This is a genomic window from Aureivirga sp. CE67 (genome assembly GCF_015767245.1).
Taxonomy (GTDB): Bacteria; Bacteroidota; Bacteroidia; order Flavobacteriales; family Flavobacteriaceae; genus Aureivirga.
Map to the genome: position 1 here is coordinate 13,455 of NZ_JADOTV010000030.1, position 20,277 is coordinate 33,731.

21 protein-coding genes are annotated in these 20,277 nt (G+C 27.2%); 13 read left to right on the forward strand and 8 right to left on the reverse strand.

Annotated elements, in window-relative coordinates:
- Window positions 1–55 precede the first annotated feature (55 nt).
- Together I0K12_RS20620 and I0K12_RS20625 are read left to right on the forward strand one after the other, a co-directional pair.
- Window positions 56–2,605, forward strand: coding sequence for a T9SS type A sorting domain-containing protein (locus tag I0K12_RS20620; protein WP_196890078.1), 2,550 nt, complete (start codon window positions 56–58; stop codon window positions 2,603–2,605).
- Between the two features lie 221 nt (window positions 2,606–2,826).
- A complete protein-coding gene (locus I0K12_RS20625) occupies window positions 2,827–3,561 on the forward strand; it encodes a T9SS type A sorting domain-containing protein (RefSeq protein ID WP_196890079.1) in 735 nt (244 codons plus the stop codon).
- Window positions 3,562–3,703: 142 nt separating this feature from the next.
- Here I0K12_RS20625 and I0K12_RS20630 read toward each other — a convergent pair whose 3' ends face one another.
- The 3 genes from I0K12_RS20630 to I0K12_RS20640 form a co-directional block, all read right to left on the reverse strand.
- Window positions 3,704–5,167, reverse strand: a complete 1,464-nt coding sequence (locus I0K12_RS20630) for a glycosyl hydrolase family 18 protein (protein ID WP_196890080.1) — start codon at window positions 5,165–5,167, stop codon at window positions 3,704–3,706.
- Window positions 5,168–5,387: 220 nt separating this feature from the next.
- Complete coding sequence (locus tag I0K12_RS20635) at window positions 5,388–5,555, reverse strand: hypothetical protein (RefSeq protein ID WP_196890081.1); 168 nt, start codon at window positions 5,553–5,555, stop codon at window positions 5,388–5,390.
- Window positions 5,556–5,611: 56 nt separating this feature from the next.
- Window positions 5,612–6,286 (reverse strand): class I SAM-dependent methyltransferase, encoded by a 675-nt coding sequence (locus tag I0K12_RS20640; RefSeq protein WP_196890082.1) that lies wholly within the window; start codon window positions 6,284–6,286, stop codon window positions 5,612–5,614.
- A 321-nt stretch (window positions 6,287–6,607) separates the two neighbouring features.
- Between I0K12_RS20640 and I0K12_RS20645 the strand changes: the two genes are divergently transcribed.
- The 10 genes from I0K12_RS20645 (at window position 6,608) to I0K12_RS20690 (ending at window position 14,868) form a co-directional block, all read left to right on the forward strand.
- A complete protein-coding gene (locus I0K12_RS20645; protein WP_196890083.1) occupies window positions 6,608–7,108 on the forward strand; it encodes a hypothetical protein in 501 nt (166 codons plus the stop codon).
- A 57-nt stretch (window positions 7,109–7,165) separates the two neighbouring features.
- A complete protein-coding gene (locus I0K12_RS20650; protein ID WP_196890084.1) occupies window positions 7,166–7,534 on the forward strand; it encodes a hypothetical protein in 369 nt (122 codons plus the stop codon).
- Window positions 7,535–7,742: 208 nt separating this feature from the next.
- A complete protein-coding gene (locus I0K12_RS20655) occupies window positions 7,743–8,588 on the forward strand; it encodes a hypothetical protein (RefSeq protein ID WP_196890085.1) in 846 nt (281 codons plus the stop codon).
- Window positions 8,589–8,860: 272 nt separating this feature from the next.
- A complete protein-coding gene (locus I0K12_RS20660) occupies window positions 8,861–9,280 on the forward strand; it encodes a hypothetical protein (RefSeq protein WP_196890086.1) in 420 nt (139 codons plus the stop codon).
- 255 nt (window positions 9,281–9,535) lie between these two features.
- A complete protein-coding gene (locus I0K12_RS20665; RefSeq protein WP_196890087.1) occupies window positions 9,536–10,018 on the forward strand; it encodes a hypothetical protein in 483 nt (160 codons plus the stop codon).
- A gap of 538 nt (window positions 10,019–10,556) precedes the next feature.
- The gene (locus I0K12_RS20670; protein ID WP_196890088.1) at window positions 10,557–11,585 is read left to right on the forward strand and encodes a DUF2141 domain-containing protein; all 1,029 of its coding nucleotides are present in this window, start codon (window positions 10,557–10,559) and stop codon (window positions 11,583–11,585) included.
- Window positions 11,586–11,734: 149 nt separating this feature from the next.
- Window positions 11,735–13,096 (forward strand): histidine kinase, encoded by a 1,362-nt coding sequence (locus I0K12_RS20675; RefSeq protein WP_196890089.1) that lies wholly within the window; start codon window positions 11,735–11,737, stop codon window positions 13,094–13,096.
- Window positions 13,093–13,374 (forward strand): 2TM domain-containing protein, encoded by a 282-nt coding sequence (locus I0K12_RS20680; RefSeq protein WP_196890090.1) that lies wholly within the window; start codon window positions 13,093–13,095, stop codon window positions 13,372–13,374. Before I0K12_RS20675 ends, I0K12_RS20680 begins: the two co-directional genes overlap by 4 nt.
- 60 nt (window positions 13,375–13,434) lie before the next feature.
- Entirely contained in the window at window positions 13,435–14,424 is a 990-nt protein-coding gene (locus I0K12_RS20685; protein ID WP_196890091.1) for a PLP-dependent cysteine synthase family protein, read from the forward strand.
- A 174-nt stretch (window positions 14,425–14,598) separates the two neighbouring features.
- A complete protein-coding gene (locus I0K12_RS20690) occupies window positions 14,599–14,868 on the forward strand; it encodes a hypothetical protein (protein ID WP_196890092.1) in 270 nt (89 codons plus the stop codon).
- 50 nt (window positions 14,869–14,918) lie between these two features.
- On the opposite strand, the gene I0K12_RS20695 is transcribed toward I0K12_RS20690, so the two are convergent.
- The 5 genes from I0K12_RS20695 to I0K12_RS20715 all read right to left on the reverse strand — a co-directional run bounded on the left by I0K12_RS20695 (window position 14,919) and on the right by I0K12_RS20715 (window position 18,507).
- Window positions 14,919–15,293, reverse strand: a complete 375-nt coding sequence (locus tag I0K12_RS20695) for a DoxX family membrane protein (protein ID WP_196890093.1) — start codon at window positions 15,291–15,293, stop codon at window positions 14,919–14,921.
- Window positions 15,294–15,397: 104 nt separating this feature from the next.
- The gene (locus I0K12_RS20700; protein ID WP_196890094.1) at window positions 15,398–16,126 is read right to left on the reverse strand and encodes a nucleoside deaminase; all 729 of its coding nucleotides are present in this window, start codon (window positions 16,124–16,126) and stop codon (window positions 15,398–15,400) included.
- Between the two features lie 74 nt (window positions 16,127–16,200).
- Entirely contained in the window at window positions 16,201–16,614 is a 414-nt protein-coding gene (locus I0K12_RS20705) for a DUF6326 family protein (protein ID WP_196890095.1), read from the reverse strand.
- Between the two features lie 64 nt (window positions 16,615–16,678).
- Window positions 16,679–17,473: an ABC transporter ATP-binding protein gene (locus I0K12_RS20710; protein WP_196890096.1), complete on the reverse strand. Its 795-nt coding sequence runs from the start codon at window positions 17,471–17,473 to the stop codon at window positions 16,679–16,681.
- A gap of 2 nt (window positions 17,474–17,475) precedes the next feature.
- Window positions 17,476–18,507, reverse strand: coding sequence for a FecCD family ABC transporter permease (locus tag I0K12_RS20715; RefSeq protein ID WP_196890097.1), 1,032 nt, complete (start codon window positions 18,505–18,507; stop codon window positions 17,476–17,478).
- Between the two features lie 125 nt (window positions 18,508–18,632).
- Here I0K12_RS20715 and I0K12_RS20720 point away from each other — a divergent pair, with 125 nt between their 5' ends.
- On the forward strand, window positions 18,633–20,153 hold the full coding sequence (locus I0K12_RS20720) for a P-loop ATPase, Sll1717 family (protein WP_196890098.1): 1,521 nt from the start codon (window positions 18,633–18,635) through the stop codon (window positions 20,151–20,153).
- The last annotated feature ends 124 nt before the right edge of the window (window positions 20,154–20,277 follow it).

Sequence of the window (20,277 nt, forward strand, 5' to 3'; positions counted from 1 at the left end):
ATTTTTTTATTTTTAGAAAAAAATATTTTAGTTAAAAATAAAACCTCGAAAAATTATGAAAAAAAATTACCTATTGGCTTTATGCCTATTTATTTCCGTATTTGCATTTTCTCAAAATATTGTTTTTGAAGATGCTGTGTTAAAAAATTATTTAGTTTCTGAAGCTGTTGCTGATATGAATGGTGATGGTATAGCAGATGAATTAATAGATGCTAATAATGATGGTGAAATATCAACAGCTGAAGCTCTATTAGTGAAAGGTATTATGGTCGAAATAGATCCGTTAGCTGATATTTCAGAGAAAATTACTTCATTTGATGAAATTTCTTATTTTGAAAATATTGTCTCAATAGACTTAAAAAATCATGATATAGAATCTATGGATTTGTCAAATAATTTAAGTTTGACAACGATACTTCTAATGGCGAATTATCATGAAACTTTAATTTTACCAGATACAGATGGTTTAGAAAATTTAAGTATTTATGGAAGTGAGTTGACGAGTATAGATGTGTCAAATTATCCTAATTTAAAACAGTTAGATTTAGCATGGACTCCAATTACTTCTGTAGATGTAACAAATAATCTTTTATTAGAAGGGTTAAATATTGGACAATGTTATAATATAAATACGGAAGTGGACTTATCAAATAATGTGAACTTACAATATTTAGATGTTTCTAATTATGCATTTTCAAATATTGATTTGACATTATATCCTGATTTAGAAACTTTATATTTTAATGAAACATTGTTAACTGAATTTGATTTTTCATCTAATTTAGAATTAAAACATTTATATATTTCTGGAGATAATTTAAGCGAATTAAATATTGAAAATAATATCAATCTCGAAGTATTACGAATATCGAAAGGGACGAATATTGAAAATTTAAATATTTCTAATAATATAAATTTGAAAGAAATAGGAGTCCAAAATACAGAGGTTTCTTATTTGGATTTTTCAGAATCTTTAGATTTGACAAGTTTAACTTTAAGTAATAACAAATTTGAAAATATTTTATTAAATAAATATACTAATTTGAATTTTTTATATGTAGCTAATGAGCCTGCGTTGAAGATATTAACTTTAAATTCTGAAAATATCCAAACATATGATGGTAATTTTTCTAATCTTTCAATGATTGAATATGTATGTATGCCAGAATCTTTAATTTCTACTTATGAGCCTACATTAGTTTTATACTCTCCGGATGTGATAGTTAATTCTTTTTGTACTTTTTCACCTTGGGAAACAGATTATACTATAAAAGGAAATGTGACTTATGCTGGAGATGGAAATTGTGATAATGCTTCAGGAATATATAATATGTCTTTAGAAATTGCAAGTGGTGATGTTTCAGCTGTATTTTCATTAAATTCTGATGAAGCATATGAAATACCTTTAGGAGCAGGAACATATACGCTTAAACCATTATTAGAAAATGAAGAGTATTTTAACGTTACTCCAGAAAGTATTGAAATTACTTTTCCAAATGAGGATAATTTAGATGAAATTATTCAAGATTTTTGTGTTACACCGAATGGAGAAATTTCAGATGTTGAAATTACTTTAATTCCAACAAGTTTAGCTCGTCCTGGTTTTGATTCGGGGTATAAAATTGTATATAAAAATATAGGAAATCAAATAATTTCAGGAGATATTGATTTTACTTTTGATGATACAATTATTGATTTTGTAAATTCAAACCCAACAGAAGAAGAAATTAATACAGGATCTATTTCATGGACTTTTGATGATTTAGTACCATTTGAGTCAAGATCAATTTATTTTACTTTAAACTTAAATTCACCACAAGAAGACCCAGCTTTAATAGGAGGAGAATTCTTGAATCTTTTAGTAGATTTAGATTTTATGGAAAGTGATGATCAAGTAGGAGGAGATAGCTTCGCTTTAAAACAAGAAGTAGTTAATTCTTACGATCCAAATGATAAAACATGTTTAGAAGGCGATACAATGAGACCTGAATTAGTAGGAGAGTATTTAACGTATAGAATTCGATTTGAAAATACAGGAACTGCAAGTGCTGTAAATATTGTAGTAGAAGATGAAATAAATCCAGCAATGTTTGATATTTCTACAATTCAATTAATAGACGCAAGTCATAATTGTGAAATGAGAACAGAAGGAAATACAGCAAAATTTTTCTTTGACGATATAATGCTTTCACACGAAGATGAGATAAATGATGGATATGTAATTTTCAAAATCAAAACTTTGGACACTCTAGAGTTAGAAGATACGATTGAAAATACTGCAGAAATCTATTTTGATTTTAATGATGCGATTGTTACAAACACCGCTATTACAACAGTGAAAAATTTGGATGTAGATTCTTACGGAACGGATAGCTCAATTGCTATTTACCCAAATCCTGCAACGGAAATTTTAAATATTTCAAGTATAAATGAAATTGAAAAAGTAGAAATTTATTCTGTTCTAGGAAAACAAGTTGCTGAATATAAATTTGATTCTACAAAACAATCTGAAAAAATGAATATAAAAACTTTGGAAACAGGAGTTTATCTCTTGAAAGTAAATACTTCGGTTGGAGAAAAACAATTGAAATTGGTTATTGAATAAGTTACAACTGAAATTCTAATAATTTTATAAAACTCCTATTTTAAATAGGAGTTTTTATTTGTAATTAAAATTAGTGATTATCTTGTTTGTTTATGTTTTTAATGCTGATTGTGTTTTAAAAATGTTAATTACATGAATTAAATTCAATATTTAGATAGTAATTGTTTTGATTTTTAAATATAATAACTTAGGTTTGTTGAAAAATTAATCCCCAAAAAAATATGAAAAAAAACTACTTGTTGGCTATAGAGTTTAAAGTTTCGTCTTTAAAACAAGAAGTAGTTAATTCTTATGATCCAAATGATAAAACTTGTTTGGAAGGAGATGTTTTAAGAGAAGAAATGATTGGAAGTTATTTGACATACAGAATTCGTTTTGAAAATGAAGGTACAGCAAGTGCTGTAAACATTGTTGTGGAAGATGAGATAAATCCAGCAATGTTTGATATTTCTACAATTCAATTAATAGACGCAAGTCATGATTGTGAAATGAGAACAGAAGGAAATACAGCAAAATTTTTCTTTGACGATATTATGCTTTCACATGAAGATGATTCAAATGACGGATATGTAATTTTCAAAATCAAAACTTTGGACACTCTAGAGTTAGAAGATACGATTGAAAATACTGCAGAAATCTATTTTGATTTTAATGATGCGATTGTTACAAACACCGCTATTACAACAGTGAAAAATTTGGATGTAGATTCTTTCGGGACGGATAGCTCAATTGCTATTTACCCAAATCCAGCTACGGAAATTTTAAATATTACAAGTAAAAATGCGATTGAAAAAGTGGAGATTTATTCTGTTTTAGGAAAACAAATAGCAGAATTTAATTTTGAATCGAATAATCAATCTGAGCAACTGAACATAAATTCTCTTGATACAGGAATATACATGATAAAAGTATATTCTTCAGTAGGAGAGAAGCAAAGCAAATTAATAATAAAGTAAGTATTATTGATTTACCTAAAAGATAGTTATATTATACAGGGGGAACACTATCTTTTAAAGCAAAAAAAGCATATTTCAGAAATGAAATATGCTTTTGCGTTAATACTAAATTTAACTAAACAAAAAATTTATTTTTAGAATTTTATTCTTCGTCACAATTCTCTACAAACTCCCATACTTCATTCTGTCCAGGAATCTCTCCAGGATTTGCATACCATTTATTTTGCCAGATTTTTCCTTCGTGATATACTTTTGTATTTGGGTTTGCATAGGTTTGATTCTCTTTATAGTCAGGAATTCCACAGTGTTTTCCTCCACCTTCTTCTCCGCTACAATCTTTTCCTCCACCAGAATAAGTTGCTAAATCGTAATTGTTTGCATTAGAGATGGCGCTACTTTTTGAACTTCCATTTAAAACTCTTGAAGCTACATTTAAGTAAGAATAAGAAGAGCTAGAACCACTACTTAATAATAATTGCCAAATCATTACACCATCTAATTCTCCTTGTCTATCAGGATGATTTGTGATATGATCTGCTAAATCTGCAACATTTTCATGCGTATAAGTATAATACGGTCCCCAAGGTTCATTAGGGAAATGTGTTCCTGCTGCTATTTTGAATCCATACGTTTTTGCATAATGGGCATATGCATCATACATAATTGTTCTGTTCTGACTTCCTCCAGTGTTATAACCTTGGTAGGCGATTAAATCAATTTTATTTCCAACAGCTTCAATTACTGGAATCATGTGTCCTGTAGAAGTAAATCCGTAAAGATTAATTCCATTTGTAGACGCAGAACCATTGTAAAGATTTGTATCATTTTCTCCTGTGATTGTATTTCTATTTTCATAAGAATACGGAGAACTTGGATCATTATTTAATTGTCCTCCAATAGCTCCAACTCCAGCTGGTGCACATGCAAGAATGTATTTTTCTTTTGGCATGATTGCTCTAGAATTGTTGAAGAAATCAATAAAATGTTGCACATTTTCTGGGTTTCCAATTCCTGCGAAAGAACCATCAGGCTCATAATCCCAGTCGATTCCTGCAAATCCCATATCATCTACTAAATCTTTAATTTGTTGGTAATTGATATTGTAAGTGTCTGGAGCATTCCAATAAGTTTCTCCTCCAATAGATAAAATTACTCGAATTCCTTTGTTTTTTAAAGCATCTACACTTTCTACCAAAGTACACCCATCATAAGGAACCTCGATTCCAGTTTGTGAAATGTCATAAGAACCTTTTACATAAGTAAGATTTGGTTTTGCAAAAGAAAGAAATACATAATTCACATAAGAAGGAATTTCTCTAAGTTTTGAGTTTTGTTCTGAAGTAACATAATTTTCAGACCAAGAAGGGAAATATGCCAATACTACTGGACTCGTCATTGGATCTAAATCAGGAACTTCTCCATCGTCCGGATCGTCACCACCTCCATCATCTGGATCATCTGGATCAGGATCTTGATTATTTGGATCATCTGGATTGTCCGGATTTTCAATGTTATCATCTGGTGGATTGGTGATAGTGTCATCATCTCCACATGAGACTGCTAATGTGATAAATAAAATCACAAAAAGTTTTGATACGTATTTCATAATCTTCAATATGTTTTTAATTCAGTTATTTTCAGAAAGGAAAATACCGTACCAAAAAATGTAATTTTATGTTAAGATAGTATCAGAATAATATTGAGGTTTTAAATAAAAAAATGAAGTAAATTGATGTTTTTGTTTGATTTTTAGAAGTTTATATTTTTAGTGGTATTGAAATGTTAAAATTATTTTTTAACATTTCAATACTTTATTATCAATTATTTTAATGTCCAATTTCTATAATTTTTTGTTCTGGTTCAAATCCTTGTACGAATTGATACAATGGAACAAAAACTAAAATACCTACTAAAATCAGAAAAACGATCTTAATAAATAATGGAACCTTTTTCCTAGTTGGAAGATCTGTCGGAAATAAATCAATCTTTTTCATAATTATTGAATTTAAAGGTTACTAATACAATATTAGTTGTAAGAAAAATGAATTCTTTACAAATTATTTTTAATTCCTTTAAAAAGACAAACACATCCAATGACTTTCATCTCATAAGAAGCGAACCGTTTTTTTAGATTTTTTTCCAAATCTTCATAAGTATCTTTTGTGTTTGAAAAAATACCTTTACTGTTATAAAAATCCATTAATTTTTGTGCTTTTCTAGTTCTTGGAATGTCTCCTTGAAGAATAGTAGAACCAAAAATTACTCCATTATTATTTAAAAGAGGAAGGAGATGATCAAAAACAATTGATTTATCGGAAATAGTACCCGGTAAACAATGTAAAAGATAATTGATAGAAATTGAATCAAAAGGATTGATCTGAAAAGGAATTGGCTCCAAAATATTATGAATAAAAGTAGCAGGTTTCAGTTCTTTTGCATTTTCAGAAGCTACGTTCAAACTGTTTTTGTTTAAATCCATTAAAACCAATCGAGTGTCTTTCGGAAAATCACAATGTTTTAAATAATATCCAGTTCCGACGCCAACATCTAAATGATTATTTGTAAGGTTATCATCATAAAGCTTTATCAGGTTTTTTGTTGGACATTTCCATATATAAGTATTCGAAATTTTCAAAACTAATAAGTCGTAAATAAACAGCAAAGCCTTGGTGTAAGCAGCTTGACCTTTTCGTACATCTTCATCAACTTCTTTGTTTTTAAACATAACTTAACTGATTAATAACCTATCAAAATTATTATCAAATAATGTTTTTTTGCGTTAAAGAAGATGTAATATTTACTGTTTTGTGCAAAAATTAATATTTAAAGTTCGTTGATGTTTTTAATAAATTCTACTTCTGAAATACATATTTGATAGATATAGAATAATTATAGATTTTTTTATTTGAATATAAAATTGATTATTAAAATGTAAATATGTTTTTTTTTAAGTTAAATTTTTATACTATTGTTTAAAAAAATGAATTGTTGACAGTTTTGTTATGGGCTAACAATGAATGAATATATAAATTAATAATTTTAAAATATGAAAAAGATATTAGTATTTGTATTAATCAGTTTTTTGTTTAATTCTTGTTTTCTTATTAAAAGAGGAGAATGGAGATCAGGAAGATGTAGAAGAAATAATGAAAATCGTTTTAAGTTGTTAAAAAAAGATTTTATAAAAACAGATAAAATAACTTTTTATAAGATTTATAGAGACGAAAATTTACCAAGTGTAGGCTATGGATTTTATCCAGATGGTAGATTCATAATAATACAATCTAAAAGTGGACAAAGATTAAATTCTGATGATGTTTTTGGAGTAAATTGGAATACAGCTCCTTATAGAGGATACTGGAGAGTTGAAGATGATAAAATAAAAATAGAATATTTTGTTTGTTATCAATCAGGTTATAATTCAACTAAAAAAGGAGAAGTAAAAGGAGATAGTATAGTATTTTATAAGAATTTTTATCATCCTCATAAGATTGATAAAAGATCTTATGTTAAAATTTTAGATGAAAACTTAACATTTATGGATTGAGATTTAATTTTGAAATAAACTAACTGGTGTAGTTGTTTTTAATGAGATAATTAAATGATGAAAAAACAAATTTTTAGTACAAAGTATAGTCTTCATAAATGTGTCAATAATATAGGATTCAATATCACATTTGATATTGAAGTAGAAGTACTAAATGAAGAAAAATTAGAAATAGAAATTGATGATAAATTTGTATCAAGTTTTTTAAAGAATTCTAAAGAATTTCTTCGTTTCGGAATTTTCTATTTTTATGATAAATACCAAAGAGGATTAAAAATTAAAATAAAAAATATTCATTTTATGCCAGTTGATAGTTCTCATATTGTTCTAACCTATGGAGTAATTGATGCTTTATCTGAACTTTTAAACTTTAAAATAGATGGTTTTGAAATTAATAAAAATGGTTTTATTCAGTTTGCTAAATAATTAATTAGTTATTCCGTTTTTTAAACAAGCTTCAGTTAGGTATGGATAATTTATAACTAAAGTTGTCCCAATTTTATATTATAGATACTTTTTTTATGTTAAAATTTTACGCTAGTATTGTTGATTGATTTTTTTTTGTTGAAAAAGAGTTGTGCTAAGTGTGAAAAAAGAAAAAATAAGAAGAATTATTAAAACCATATAATCAACAATGATAAAATATACAAAATTACTTATTTGTTTATTTTTTTTAATTTCTTGTAAAAATGATAAACCTAAAATAGTTAAAATAGATAAAGAAGGGGTAAAAGAATGGGAATATTATTTTCACTCTAATCCTAGAAAAAATTATGGTTTGAATTTTAATAAAAACGGACTTTTAATTGGGAAGTATTTTTTTACTAAAACGGAGATACCAACTAATAAAACAGAGATAGATAGTATTTATAATTATAATGGAAAAGGAAATATACAATCCAAAGTTTATTTAATTAATAATGAACAGCAATATTATAAAGCATTTAATTCTGATGAAAATCCAATAATGGAAGGGAAGTTGGATTTTCAGCAAAATAAAGTTGGTTGGTGGTCATTTTATGATGAAAATGGAATTTTATTTAAAAAAGAAAATTATCAATTGCTCGATGATAAAGTAGGTATTCATCAATTTATGATGTTTAAACCTAATGGTGAGATAGATTATGATAATAGTTTATTTCTAGATATTGAAATTCCAAAATTTAAGAAAAATGATTTTGGTACAATTCAGTATATTTTATATTACCCAGTCGAAGAAATTCCAGAGTTTGATGAATTTGAGATATTAATGGCTACAGATTGGTCTTATGGAAGAGATTCAGTTACGTCATTTAAAATATTACCCAATAAAAAATATAATAAAACTTTTAAATTTAATGAAGTAGGTGAAAGAAATTTAAAAAGTATTATTAGTATCGTTAGAGTTAAAGATACTTTCATTGGTAATGGTAAAATAGAAAGTCTTACTAAAACTAGTACTCTTCAAATGAATAATCAATTTGAAGTTTTTGAAAAATAACATTCTCCCCAGCTTCTCCCAGTTTTAGATGACAAAGCGCTACCGAAAGTTTTTAACTTGTTATGTGTCAGTTATTAAAGAAAAACAAATCCAGTATTTTTAATTAAGAATATGTTTTATGTTTAAAAGATTTGTTTTAAGGTTGTGTGTTACTCGAAAGGATTCGAGCGCTAGTGTAGGGTAGACAAGTAATATATTCATTTGAAAATGAATATGAAAATTACGATAAGGTAAATTATTCTGTAATTCAAATAAAATAAAAATCAGGAGTTATGCAAAACAAAATAAAAATATTTTTAGGACTATTTTTTTTAGTTATAAATACAAGTTTTTTCAGTAAAAATAGATATGATAAAAGAATTGATATTAGTACAGATACGTTAAGAAATAGTTTAGTTTTCATAAAAGAAAGTACTAAACTGGATGTTAAAAGTCGAAAAATTATTGAAGAAGATTTGAAACAATTTCTTAAAATAAAACCAAAAATATCTTTAATTTTTTATGTTTGTTATAATGAAAATTCTCGATTTTTAATTTTCAAAAGAATAATTACAATTAAAGATGCATTAGAAGAAATTGGGATTAGTAGTGATAAAATATCATATGTTTTCGAAGAAAATAATGATAGTTCATGTCATATAGATATATTTACTTTTGATTTAATTCCCCCCCGCTCGTCCTCAAATGAATAACGACTGATTGCTAGCGACCGATTGTATTGTGTGCCGTTTTAGTTATTTAAGAAAAACAAACCCAGCATTTTTAATTAAGAATATTGTTTTTTTATGTTTAAAATATTTGTGTTACTCGAAAGGATTCGAGCGCTAGTAAGGGTGTTCAATAACTAAAACCAATAGAATATGAAATTCAATAAAAGCATTTTAAATTATATTTTAATATTTTCTATGTTATTTCATTTTAAATCTTTTTCACAAGATAAGAGGAAAATGAATAGTTTTTTAGATACAATATTTGATAAAATTCAAAAAGAATTACTAATAAAAGATTGCTTTACATCTGGAAAATCAAATAGGCCAGAATATATTTTAGAGAATTTAGATGATTTAGATAATTATGGTTTTTATTCTTTTCATGATAATTATTCTAGATTAAAACCTCCAATTGTTGCTAAAGCAATAGTAGGATATAAAGATTCAAATTGGAGATCTAGTAGTATTCATCAAAGATTATTTTTTTTAATAGTTTATGATAAATTTTTAATTAATGATTTTTTAAATATAAATATTGGTAATGAATTATTAGATGTAACCAAAAATAATTTTGTTTTTTTAAAAGAAAAAGATGATGTTAAATATTTTAAAAATGAAACTTCTATTTTACTAATAAAGTTTAATGGTAATTCTGTCAAGGCATATATATTAGCTGATAAATGTTTAGATATAGATTTAATTGTTGATTGTTATTTTTAATCCCCCTTACTGGCACGAGAATAAGTAATCGCTAGTGCTTGATTGTATCGAGTATCATACCAGCTATTTAAGAAAGTAAAACCAGTATTTTTAATTAAGAATACTGTTTTTTTTATGTTTAAGTTTTTTCTGCTATTGCTGTATGGTACTCTAAAGAATAGAATAAATTTATGTCTGACAAAATTTTTATAGTGAAGTTGAAAGTAAAAAAATAATTTTTTCGGCTTAGGGATTGCAGCGGCATCCTTTTTTGCTTTTCTTCATTCAGTTGATTTAGCAAAAAAGATATAGTGAAAAGCCCGACCTTTTTCTGAGTTTTTTGAAACGAAGAAAAAGGGAAGCTCCAGATAATTGAAATCTTCAGCTATAAATCTTGTGAAAAAATAAAAACTCTCTCCAACAATCTTTCTCATAATAAAAGAAACTACAATTCGGTATCTAAAAACTACAATTCAGTATTGTTTAATTTTTAGTGTAACTTAGAATCCTGAATTTTGAAGTGTAATAATTAATCAAAGAAATCAAAAATCACAAAATCATGAGAAAAATAATTATCGCATTCGTTTTATTAGTTAGTGGAATTGCCAATGCACAATCGTATGAACAAGGAATGGAGAAAGCTTCAAAATTAATGAAAGAAAAGAAATATGTAGAAGCGAAGAATTTATACGAAAGAATCTCAAATGTAACAATGGATGAGTGGCAACCAAGTTATCATGCAGCGAACATTATCATTATGGGAACTTTCGCGATGGAAGACAAAGAAAAAGCATTAGAAAACTTAAACCAAGCAGAAGAATTTATTGCAACTGCAGATGCAATTTCTCCAGAAAATAGTGAGGTGTATGTTTTAAAAGGTTTATTGAATTTGGCTAAAATTGTAGCAAATCCACAAGTTTATGGACCAACACTTTCGCAGCAAACAGAAGATTTGTATGCAAAAGCTGTAGAATATGATAAAACAAATCCGAGAGCTGTTTGCGGATTGATTCAATATAGAATGGGAGCAGCAAAATATTTTGGAACAGACATTACAGGTATGTGTAATCAGCTTCAAAAAGCTACAGAATTATATGATACCTATAAGCCAGCAGGAAAATTTTATCCAACTTGGGGAAAAGATTATACTCTTCAGTTATTAGCAACCGATTGTAAAGGGAAAATTGAAGAACAACCAGAAACAGAAACTTCTGAAACTCTAATAATGACAAAACAAGAAAAACCTTCTATTCAGGTGAAGATTTCTGGAATTTCAAATGATAAAGGAAACATTTTGGTAGCACTTTATACTAAAGAGAATTTTAGAAAAGAATCTACACAAGACAGAATAATCAAGGCGAAAAAAGGAGAAGTAGAAGTTGTATTTGAAGATTTAGAACCAGGAGAATATTCAGTTTTAGTTTTACACGATGAGAATGAAAATGAAAAAATGGATTTCAAAATGGGAATGATGCCAGCAGAGGATTATGGATCTAGTAATAACAAATCTTATTTTGGACCTCCAACTTTCAATAAATCAAAGTTTACTGTTGGAAAAGAAAAAGTAAGTTTAGAGATTAAACTTTAATAATAAAGATTATTACGATTTATTTTATGTTAAGAATTATTAATCATCAAGTTCCCCTCTTGAGAGGGGTTAGGGGTGTGTTTTTAAACAAAATTCTTTAATATGGTTTTAAACGTGATAAGGTTTTAATAAGATATAAAGAAATTAGAATGAAATTAATCAAATATTTAAAGAGAGGTTTTGTAGTCGGTATAATATTAGCAATCGTATTATTTATCTTCAACAGTTATGTGTTTTCTTCAAAAGGAATTCAATTTACTGTAAGTAGTGGAAGAAACTTCCTTGTAAATTTTATGTTTTGTTTTGTATTGACAATTGTAAACATGTCTTTCTTTGATTATTTGGATCTCAAAACTCCATTTAAGAAAACACCAAGAAAAAGAATATTATTTGGTTTTTTCGGAGCTTTGATTCTTTCTTCTCTTGCTCTTTATATTCTTACAATGATTGTTAGTGTTTATGTTTATGATCAGAAGTTCATAGATTTTTTTAGAAGTGATATCAGACAAGAGTTAATCTATGGAATTATTGTTACGATAAATGTAAACCTAATATTTCATATCGTTTATTTCTACAAAAAGAATTCGGAGAAAAAAATCAAAGAATCTAAGATTGTAGAAAAAACATCGACAGCACAATTCGAATCTTTAAAAAGTCAGCTGGATCCGCATTTTTTATTCAATAGTTTAAATGTTTTAACCTCTCTGATTGGAGAAAATCCTCGAAAAGCAGAGAAGTTTACAACCAAGCTTTCTAAAGTATATCGATATGTTTTAGAACAAAGAAATAAAGAATTAGTACCAGTTGCTGAAGAGTTGAAATTTGCTAAAACGTATCTGGATTTATTGAAAATGCGTTTTGAAGATGCAATTATTTCTGAAATTCCATTAGAAATATCAAATCCAGAATTGAAAATCGTGCCGTTGTCTTTACAACTTTTATTGGAAAATGCTACAAAACACAATGTTGTTACAGCAGAAACTCCTTTAAAAATAACAATCAGAGAAGAGAACGGATATTTAATAGTTGATAATAATTATAATCCGAAAAAGATTGTCGAGAAAGGAACAAAAGTAGGATTGCAAAATATCAAAGATAGATATGCATTATTGTCAAAGACTAAAGTAGAGATACATCAAGATAAAAATATTTTTGAAGTTAAGATACCAATGTTAATTGAAGCAAATGATATTCAGTTTGTCAATTCTGAAGACGAAAAATTGATGAAAGCAAAACAACATGTAAAGCAATTGAAAGAATTTTACATGGGATTAATGGCTTACTGTTTGGTAATACCAGGAATGATTGCGATGAATTTACTAACCTATCCAAATTTTCTTTGGTTCTTTTTTCCAATGATAGGGTGGGGAATAGGAATGATTTTTCAAGCTATCAAAGTTTTTGGTAAATTTAGGTTTATCTGGGATAACTGGGAAGAGCGAAAAATAAATGAGTTAATTAAAGAAGAATCAGAAAAAGAAGAATATTTTAAAAACCGATTTAGGCCATGAGAAATTTAGATGAAGAAAAGTATAAAAGAGCAGCCGAAAAGGTAAAAGAAATAAAAGGATTTTATTCCAATTTAGTGTCTTATGTTTTGGTAAATGCCTTTTTAGTATTTATAAACTTGACATATTCACCAGAATATTATTGGTTTATTTTTCCAATGATTGGTTGGGGAATTGGAATTTTGATTCACGGATTTACTGTATTCGGTAACCGATGGATATTCTCTAAAGAATGGGAAGAAAAGCAGATCAAAAAATACATGGATAAAGATAAACATTAGCATATTTCTTTAAGTCCTATGAAATGAGTATTTTTGCACCAGTTTTAAGAGAAGACGAAAATGAATTACGCAAAAAATATTTTAGAAACTATTGGAAATACTCCTTTAGTGAAATTAAATAAAATCGTTGAAGATATTGATGCTTTAGTTTTAGCAAAAGTAGAAACTTTTAATCCAGGAAACTCTGTAAAGGATAGAATGGCTTTAAAAATGATCGAAGATGCTGAGGCTGATGGAAGATTGAAACCAGGAGGAACGATCATTGAAGGAACTTCAGGAAACACAGGGATGGGACTTGCAATTGCTGCAATCATCAAAGGTTACAAATTAATCTGTGTGATGGCGGATAAGCAATCAAAAGAAAAAGTAGATATCTTACGTGCTGTAGGAGCTGAGGTTGTTGTTTGTCCAACAGCTGTAGAGCCAGAAGATCCAAGATCTTATTATTCAGTTTCTAAAAGATTAGCAGAAGAAACTCCAAATGCTTGGTATGTAAACCAGTATGATAATCCATCAAATGCAAAAGCGCATTATGAGAGTACTGGACCAGAAATTTGGAAACAAACTGAAGGAAAAATTACACATTTCGTTGTAGGAGTAGGAACAGGAGGAACTATTTCTGGAGTTGGGAAATATTTAAAAGAACAAAATCCAGATATTAAAGTTTGGGGAATTGATACTTATGGATCCGTTTTCAAAAAATACCACGAAACAGGAATTTTTGACGAAAACGAAATTTACCCATATATCACTGAAGGAATCGGAGAAGATATTCTTCCAAAGAACGTAGATTTTAGCATTATCGATGGTTTTGTGAAAGTAACAGATAAAGATGCTGCAATCTATACGCAAAAGTTAGCTTTAGAAGAAGGAATTTTCGTAGGAAACTCTGCAGGAGCTGCTACAAAAGGTCTTTTACAAATGAAAGAAGAATTTAAGAAAGATGATGTTGTAGTTGTATTATTCCACGATCACGGAAGTAGATATGTAGGAAAAATGTTCAACCCAGAGTGGATGAAAGAGCATGATTTCGTAGAAGATAAAGAATAGTATTTTCAAAAATAAATATAAAATCAAAGCAAGTTTAACAAAAAAGTTGAACTTGCTTTTTTATTTTATTTAAAACTGAAAATTTCTTATAAAAAATATAAGAAAACCGTAATAAGTTGTTGATAAATAGAATTTAATGTATTTTTGTCAAGATTATTTTAAATAAGAGGTACTATGGCAAGTATTAAGCAATTAAAAAAGGACTTAAACTACGTTTTAGGTGATATTATTGACGAAGTTTACGCTTGGGAATTATTAAATCCTACTGCAGAAACTGTAAAATCTGAAGCAATTATTGATGAAGCAATTGCTACTTTTGATGAGTTAATTGAGAAAATCAATACAAGAAAAGATATTGAAAATCAAAAGGCTTATTTCAAAGCAATCAATCAAGAGCTTGAGGAAAAAGCGAATGCTTTACTTGATAAAGTAAACAATTTATAAGAAATAAATTTTATAGTATAAAAAATCCTAGTAGTCTTACTAGGATTTTTTTATGTTGAAAGTTTTTCTTTTTTCTCAATATCTTTTAAAACAAAATAGAAAATCAATACATATAGCATTTGAAAAGCAACTAAATTCCAATCTGCTAAAAGACTTGTTCCAGAAATTAGAATTAGTAAAACGATGAATCCTGCATAAACAGCTGTTTTGGTAAAAAGATTTAGGATTAATAAAAGTCCAATAATTCCTTCAATAAACGGAAGTATAAACGCAAAAGGAGTTGTAAAACTTGCTGGAATAAAAGTTTCCTCAAATTTTAAACTCATCCACTGTGCGAAATCAGGAATTCCAGAAAACAACCTACTAATTAGATGAAATAAGAAATTGAATCCTAGAATTATTCTTAGAAAATCCGAAGCTTTCATTTTTCATTTTCTTTAGAATTGTGTTGGTAACACAAAAGTTTCTGAGAAAATCCCAAAAGTTATTCCTTAATAAAAAATGAACTATTAATGTTTTGATAAATATTCTAAAGTTGAGCGAAATATGCTCTAGCTTTTTCTATAATTTCTTTGTTTTTTGGATAAATAGGGTTGAACAAAGAGAATTTTTCATAAGCTTTTTCAAAAACATCATGTACAGGTTTTGAAACTAAAAAATCCCGTAAACTTTTGTTTTTCCAATCAAATTCTAAATATAACTTTTCCAATTCTTGAATTTCAGTAATTTTTGAATGTGTAAGTTCTACAGTATCTGGATAAGGTTTATAGCCATTTTCATTTTCTGAAGAATCGAATTGAAGACGTTGAAAAGCATTTCCGAAAATAGAATCTTTTTGACCATAAACATCTCTTTCTAATTTTTTGAAAGTCATTGCTCCAGCACACATCGCACAAGATTCTATGGTAGAATACAAAGTCAAATTTTCTAGATTTGGTTTCTGAGAAAGGATAAAATGTTTCTCTATCGTAACCATTTCAGCATGTTTAGTTCTATCTCCAATCACAAATTCGCTATCCAAACCATGAGAAACAATATTTCCATTTTCATCAACTAGAATTGCTCCCATATTTGTTCCTCGCTTATTGATTGCTTCATTTTGCCAAAATTTGTAAGTCATCGCCATGGACATCAATATGAAAAATTGATCTAATTCTTCTTGTTCAGGGCTAATTTTTGCTTCTTCTTGTGAAAAACTAGTAGAACTTACTAAAATCAAAAAACTTAGAAATATCCATTTTAATTTTGAACCAAACATCTGAAAAGATTTAGAATTACTCTTTTAAAATTACTTAATTCTAAAAAAATAAATTCTTAAAGAAAGGTTTAAATTTACTTCGCTCTCGGCCATTTTAAAGCTTGATAAATGATAATTGAAAAAACAATAACTTCTACAATATTAAACAAAACGAAAAAATATTGCCATTCATTTTTGATACTTGTAAAGATGATTAAAAGAGAAATACAAGTGTAAATTCCAGCAATAATAATATTTAACCATTTATTCAATTTTGGTTTTAATAAAGAAGAAAGAAAGATCATCACACTAGGAATGATTAGTAAAACTGAAAAAATAAGCAAGACATTTGGAGTAATTTCACCAATTGGACTTTTCTGAGCAATTAATTTTTCAATTTTTCCTGGAACCATTAGACGGAAATAATCTGCATAGATGTATAGAAACATCAAAGAGGACCAAAGAGCAACAAGTTTTGTTTTTACATTTAATTTTAAATCTTCTAGCATATCAAATTTTTGTTTATAATTATTAAATATCTAGACGATTTAAATTGAAAATTGTAACAATTGTTTATTTTCTTAGCTTAAATTGTTTCATTTCTGTGTTAAAATAGACTAAATCAGATTGAAATAATTTTTCTAAATCATTTCTTTCGATACAATTTTCTGTAGTGTCTGCAATAAAATCATCTGGTGTAAAAAGCCAAAAAATATCCGAAAGTTCCATTGCTAAATGTACTTCGTGTGTGGAAATTAAAACGGTTTTGTTTGTAGTTTCCACGATAGTTTTCAATAATTGAAAAGTTTCAATTTTATGATGAATATCTAAATGAGCAGTTGGTTCATCTAAAATGATAATATCCGTATCCTGTGCAATCGCTCTTGCAATCATTACTTTTTGTAATTGTCCATCACTAAGTTGAAAATATTTTTTTTCAGCTAAATGGGAAATCGATGTAATTTTTAAAGCATTTTTTACAATTTCAATATCTTTTTCATGAAGTTTTCCTACCCAATTTGTATATGGTTGTCTTCCTAAAGCGACCAATTCAAAAACCGAAAGATTACTTGGAGGTAAATGATCTGTAAGTACTAAACCAATTATTTTTGCTAAATCTTGTGCAGAAATTTTAGACAAAGACTGATTTTTCAAGAAAACTTCTCCAGAAATTACAGGTTGGATTTTAGAAATAGTCCTCAATAAAGTAGATTTTCCAATTCCATTTTTTCCCAATAAAGAAACCATTTTTCCTTTTGGTAAATTCAAATTCAAACCTTCTCTTATGATTGTTTTTTTCTTTTTTTCAGAATAACCAATCGTAAGATTCTTGCATTGTAAAACGTTATGTAATTCTTTTTTTTTCAAAATTAATAACTGATTTTTCGTTTTCTAGTCAAAAGCCAAATCACAATTGGTGCTCCAAAAATAGAGGTAATTGCATTGATTGGTAATACATGTTCACTTGATGGTAATTGTGCAATGGTATCACAAAAAAGCATTAAAATTGCTCCAGAAAGAGCAACAGCAGGAATCAATGTTTTATGATTTGAGGTATAATATAAAAGTTTTGTCAGATGTGGAACCGCCAAACCAATAAAAGCAATCGGTCCTGAAAAAGCTGTGATGACACCTGTCAAAATACAAGTAATAATGATTGTGATATTTCGTGTTTTTCGGATGTTTGTTCCTAAACTTTTTGCATAGTTTTCTCCTAACAGTAAACTGTTTAAAGGTTTTATGATAAAAAAACAAAGTGAAATACCAATGATATAAATAAAAGTAAAAATACCTAGTTCTTGCCAAGTCAAATTTCCTAAACTACCGAAGCTCCAAAATAAAAATTGTTGTAATTGTTCGGCAGAGCTAAAAAAGGATAAAATATTAATAATTGCACTTGTCAAGCTTCCAAACATCAATCCGATAATTAAAATTGACATGGTGTTTTTGATTTTCGCTGCGGCAAACATGATTGCTGCTAAAACCATCATTGCTCCAACACTTGAAGCAATAGCTAAACTCCAATTGGAAAGTAAAAGTGTTCCGAATAATCCCCCGAAAAAGCTGCTTCCTAAAATTAAAAGTGCAACTCCTAAACTTGCTCCAGAACTGATTCCAAGCACAAAAGGTCCAGCTAATGGATTTCTAAAAAGAGTTTGCATCAAAAGTCCACTGATTCCTAAACCAGAACCGACCAAAACTGCGGTTATTGCTTTTGGAACACGATAATTTGTTACAATATAATTCCACGAGCTTTTGCTACTTTCTTCTCCAATCAAGATTTGTAAAACTTCTTTTAGTGGAATGTTTACAGAACCTACGCTGATGTTCAATAAAAGTGCAAAAATTAGTAGTAAACTAATCCAAATAAAAGTGATTTTATATGATTTTACTGCGTACAAGTTTTAGAGTTTAATTTTTGCAAATTTAGTGTTTCTTTTGAAGAAATACCACTCTGTTTTTTTTAGATATTTTCAACTATTTAACATATATTTGTTATTAGCTTTAAAAAATTAACATTCAGGATATGAGTATATTTGATAATATTTCTTTAAATTCAAAAGTAAAAGATAAGCTTACTACTAAAGATTTTTATTTTGGAGCAACTGAAGCTGAAGCTGAAAATGTAACAGATGCGAATTTATTAAAATATTTTGATGATTATTTATTAATATTAAATAAGTTACAAATAGGTAAATTTATTTTCACTGGTAGAAAAGGAGTTGGAAAAAGTGCTATCGCAAAATTTATAAAAGATTCTTCTGAAAAATCAAATAATTCATTTGCAAAAATATTAAAAATTGGAGATTTTGAGTTAGAAAAGTATATTCAAGAAGTTGATACTGAATGTACAAAAGAAAGATTAGTTTTTGAATGGTTAATTTTAATAAATCTAGTAAAATTAATAGTTAAAAATGAATGTGGTATTTATACTAATGAATTTAATAAGCTTCAACGCTTCTTAAAAGTTAATTCTGGAATAATTGATATTGATGAATTTCAGTTTATTAATGGTGAAAAGAATATAGGAGGAGAAGTTAATATTTCTCCATTAAAACATGTTTTTAATGGAGTTGTAAAGAATTATTTTAAATCTAATGTAAATAAAGCACCTTTTTACAAGGTTATTCCAGCATTAAGAGACATTATTAAAATTATTTTAGATTATCCTATAAATAAAGAAAAAGAATTTTGGTTATTATTTGATGATTTAGATATTAATTTTAAATCAAATGATGAAAAATCAAATAATAAATTAATGGATCTTATAAGAATTTCTAAAGAATATAATAATAGTGTTTTAAAAAATAATAGTGCTAAAATTTTAATTTTCATTAGAGAAGATATAAGAAATAGTCTGCTTTCAAACTATGCTGATTCTGCTAAGATTTTTAATTCGTATGAAATAATTATAAATTGGTATGTTCATAATTATGATGAAAATGAACTTCCTTTAAAGAAAATGATTAATAAAAGAATTAAGATTAATTTTGAAAGAAATAATATAGTAATTAAAAATGAAGAAGACCCATGGAATGATTTGTTTTTTCCTGCAATTTATAATAATAAAACTTCTTTTAAATATGTTTTAGATTTTACATTTTATAGACCAAGAGATATCATAACATTCTTAAATATAGTTGCTGAAGAAAATTACGAAGTACCTATTCAGCCTATTTATCTAAAGAAAATTTTAAAAAAATATATAAAAAAAAATATATTAGAAATAAAAAGTGAACTTAGTTTGTTTTTTAATTTTGAACAGAGAGAAGTAATATTTAAAGAATTATTTCAGTTTATGTTAAATAAATCTGACGGATTATCTAAGAATGACATTCTTGAAAAAATTGAAAATCTTAAAGTGTTTGATTCTCCATCTTTAGTATTAGATATTTTGATTCAATATTCATTAATAGTAATTATAGATGATCAAAATAATTTATACTTTCATTATAGAGAGGATACAGATATTCATACACTTAATAGCTCAGAATATAGATATACTCTTCCTAAGTTTATATATTATTTTTATAAAAGAATAAATTAAAAGTCAACTCTATAAATTTATCTCCATTAAATATTGTAATTATTATTTCTATATTTCAGATATTAATAAATATATATGCTGGAATAAAACATTTTAAATTGCTAACATTAGTAGTTTTGCTAGC

Coding starts and splice junctions, on each gene's coding strand:
- I0K12_RS20620 (WP_196890078.1), top strand. CDS start 56: ATGAAAAAAAATTACCTATTGGCTTTATGCCTATTTATTTCCGTATTT.
- I0K12_RS20625 (WP_196890079.1), top strand. CDS start 2,827: ATGAAAAAAAACTACTTGTTGGCTATAGAGTTTAAAGTTTCGTCTTTA.
- I0K12_RS20630 (WP_196890080.1), bottom strand. CDS start 5,167: ATGAAATACGTATCAAAACTTTTTGTGATTTTATTTATCACATTAGCA.
- I0K12_RS20635 (WP_196890081.1), bottom strand. CDS start 5,555: ATGAAAAAGATTGATTTATTTCCGACAGATCTTCCAACTAGGAAAAAG.
- I0K12_RS20640 (WP_196890082.1), bottom strand. CDS start 6,286: ATGTTTAAAAACAAAGAAGTTGATGAAGATGTACGAAAAGGTCAAGCT.
- I0K12_RS20645 (WP_196890083.1), top strand. CDS start 6,608: ATGAAAAAGATATTAGTATTTGTATTAATCAGTTTTTTGTTTAATTCT.
- I0K12_RS20650 (WP_196890084.1), top strand. CDS start 7,166: ATGAAAAAACAAATTTTTAGTACAAAGTATAGTCTTCATAAATGTGTC.
- I0K12_RS20655 (WP_196890085.1), top strand. CDS start 7,743: ATGATAAAATATACAAAATTACTTATTTGTTTATTTTTTTTAATTTCT.
- I0K12_RS20660 (WP_196890086.1), top strand. CDS start 8,861: ATGCAAAACAAAATAAAAATATTTTTAGGACTATTTTTTTTAGTTATA.
- I0K12_RS20665 (WP_196890087.1), top strand. CDS start 9,536: ATGAATAGTTTTTTAGATACAATATTTGATAAAATTCAAAAAGAATTA.
- I0K12_RS20670 (WP_196890088.1), top strand. CDS start 10,557: ATGAGAAAAATAATTATCGCATTCGTTTTATTAGTTAGTGGAATTGCC.
- I0K12_RS20675 (WP_196890089.1), top strand. CDS start 11,735: ATGAAATTAATCAAATATTTAAAGAGAGGTTTTGTAGTCGGTATAATA.
- I0K12_RS20680 (WP_196890090.1), top strand. CDS start 13,093: ATGAGAAATTTAGATGAAGAAAAGTATAAAAGAGCAGCCGAAAAGGTA.
- I0K12_RS20685 (WP_196890091.1), top strand. CDS start 13,435: ATGAATTACGCAAAAAATATTTTAGAAACTATTGGAAATACTCCTTTA.
- I0K12_RS20690 (WP_196890092.1), top strand. CDS start 14,599: ATGGCAAGTATTAAGCAATTAAAAAAGGACTTAAACTACGTTTTAGGT.
- I0K12_RS20695 (WP_196890093.1), bottom strand. CDS start 15,293: ATGAAAGCTTCGGATTTTCTAAGAATAATTCTAGGATTCAATTTCTTA.
- I0K12_RS20700 (WP_196890094.1), bottom strand. CDS start 16,126: ATGTTTGGTTCAAAATTAAAATGGATATTTCTAAGTTTTTTGATTTTA.
- I0K12_RS20705 (WP_196890095.1), bottom strand. CDS start 16,614: ATGCTAGAAGATTTAAAATTAAATGTAAAAACAAAACTTGTTGCTCTT.
- I0K12_RS20720 (WP_196890098.1), top strand. CDS start 18,633: ATGAGTATATTTGATAATATTTCTTTAAATTCAAAAGTAAAAGATAAG.